The organism is Gilliamella sp. A7 (assembly GCF_002142015.1).
Taxonomy (GTDB): Bacteria; Pseudomonadota; Gammaproteobacteria; order Enterobacterales; family Orbaceae; genus Gilliamella; species Gilliamella apis_A.
The window spans coordinates 1-2,476 of sequence record NZ_NASN01000091.1; the positions used below are offsets into that span (position 1 = coordinate 1).

The 2,476-nt window shown below is 33.5% G+C and carries 3 protein-coding genes; 2 read left to right on the forward strand and 1 reads right to left on the reverse strand.

What is annotated here, in order from left to right:
* Positions 1-103: 103 nt before the first annotated feature.
* On the forward strand, positions 104-574 hold the full coding sequence (locus B6D18_RS12210; RefSeq protein ID WP_086364689.1) for a YhcH/YjgK/YiaL family protein: 471 nt from the start codon (positions 104-106) through the stop codon (positions 572-574).
* A gap of 25 nt (positions 575-599) precedes the next feature.
* Positions 600-1,538: a sugar kinase gene (locus B6D18_RS12215; protein ID WP_086364690.1), complete on the forward strand. Its 939-nt coding sequence runs from the start codon at positions 600-602 to the stop codon at positions 1,536-1,538.
* 106 nt (positions 1,539-1,644) lie between these two features.
* On the opposite strand, the gene B6D18_RS12220 is transcribed toward B6D18_RS12215, so the two are convergent.
* On the reverse strand, positions 1,645-2,382 hold the full coding sequence (locus B6D18_RS12220; protein WP_086364691.1) for a cyclase family protein: 738 nt from the start codon (positions 2,380-2,382) through the stop codon (positions 1,645-1,647).
* Positions 2,383-2,476: the final 94 nt, after the last annotated feature.

Genomic DNA, 2,476 nt, shown 5'->3' on the forward strand with positions numbered 1-2,476 from the left:
AGTATATACTCTTGCCTAAAGATTTTATTCTTCCATATAGTTGTATGTAGAAGAGTATAATAACTAGTTATTGCATCAATTTATAAGTGAAGGAGCATTAAGTATGATTTTAGGTAATGTTAATCATTTGGATTTAGTTCCATACTTGCCGGCCAAAATTAAACAATCAATTGAATACGTGAAGGACAACGTTAATAGCAATACACCAGCTGGTCGTTATGATATCGATGGTGATAATATGTTTTTTATGGTGTCTGATAATTCATTAAGATATATTCATGACGCTAATCCTGAATATCATAAAAAGTATATTGATGTGCAAATTGTTTTAGAGGGGCAAGAAGGTATGGCTATTTGTACTTTGCCTCCACACACTCAAGTTTTAGATGATAAAATAGCAGAAAATGATATTGCGTTTATCAAAACGCCTAACGAAGAAACTATGTTAGTATTACAGCCTAACGATTTTATTGTTTTTTTACCCAATGAGGTTCATAAACCGCTTTGTGCTGTTGATAATAAGATTGCTAAAGTTCGTAAAGTTGTGGTAAAAATTGCATTGAATTATTTATGATAAAGAATGGATTTTAGGTAACGCTATGGCTACAAATATCGCTGTTATTGGCGAATGTATGATTGAACTTTCGATAAAACAAGATTCAACAACTCGTAATTTTGGTGGTGACACTCTCAATACGTCGGTTTATTTATCGCGTTTGTTCGCCAATAAAGATTTTTCGATTCACTATGTGACAGGTTTAGGAACCGATCCGTTTAGCCAAGAAATGCTTGATAGTTGGCAAAAAGAGCATATCTCAACTGATCTAGTTCAAAGAATGGCTGATAAAATGCCGGGACTTTACTCTATTGTGACTGATGAGCAAGGTGAACGTTCTTTTTATTATTGGCGTAATGATGCCGCTGCTAAATTTTGGTTAAAAACAGCCGAAACAGCCAAAATTACCGAACAAATTGCTAAATGTGATTATGTTTATTTAAGTGGTATTAGTATCGCGATTTTGGATGCAGAAAGTATTGTTAAATTATTAGCGTTATTAAAACAAGTTAAGGCTAATGGTGGTAAAGTTATTTTTGACAATAACTTCCGCCCTCGTTTGTGGAGCAGCTTTGATTTAGCTCGTAGCGTTTATTCAGATATTTTGTCATACACTGATATTGCCTTTTTAACTTTAGATGATGAAGATTTATTATGGGGTAAATTACCTTATGAACAAGTTATTGAGCGTACTAAAAACTTTGGTGTTTCGGAAATAGTGATAAAACGTGGTAGTGATAGTTGCATCATTGATTCTTTGGAAGGTCGTTTTGAAGTTCCAGCTAATAAAATTGCTAAAGAAGATGTTATCGATACTACAGCTGCTGGTGATTCATTTAGTGCTGGTTATTTAGCTGCTCGTTTAAGTGGTAAAACTCCTTCACAATCAGCCAGTCAAGGTCATCTAGTGGCAGGAACTGTCATTCAGTATCGTGGCGCTATAATCCCTTTGGACGCTACACCAAAATTAATTGAGAGTTAATAAATAAAACGGTCATTATGACCGTTTTTTATTACAAATTAGTCTGTGGTAAAAAGATTACCCCTAACTATCCAATTAATATAGATTTTGGGGTTTAATAAATTGCTTAAGGTAATATTGCAAAAGAACGAACCGGAAAACCTGATGCATTGTTAGGTTTGGCTACAATATTGAAGATAACCGCTCCTTTAGCTGGCAGTTGATCTAAATTGGTCATTAACTCAACTTGATAAGTATCTTGCTCTAAAACATAGTATTCGCCTTTTAAAGCATTATTTTCCCTAAATGCTTTGGCTGAATCAGTATCAAAAGTTTCATGACCAATAGCTTTAATTTTTCGTTCTTCAAATAAAAATTTTAGTGCATCAAGTCCCCAGCCCGGAATTTGGTTATTCCCATCAGCATCTTTATTTTCCATTGCTGTTTGTGATGGCCATTTTTTACTCCAGTCTGTTCGTAATGCAACAAAGCTGCCAGTTTCAATTTGTCCATGCTGCTGTTCAAAGCTTAATACATCTGCTACTGAAAAAGAGAAATTAGGATCTTGTTGTGCTCGTTGTGATTGATCGATAACAATTAACGGTAATACCAGTTCTTGTAATTGTAACTCATGCAAATAGCGAGTATTAGGTACAAAATGAATAGGCGCATCTAAGTGAGTGCCATATTGTCCAGCAAAACTAAAGTTTTGTGCTAAAAAGCCATCATTATGATCAAATAGCGTTTTGATTTCGGCTGGATTAAACATAAAAAAATGCGGTGAATTGTGATCAAATGCATGTGTCAAATCAATCCATTTTTTTGATTTTAATAAATTTAAAGCTTGTAATACATCGTTATTCAAAACTATTCCTCACACTATAAAACACGATTACTTGTCTATTGTAAAATGGTTATATTTGCTAAACAAATAATTTTAAGTTATAGCAATATAATTT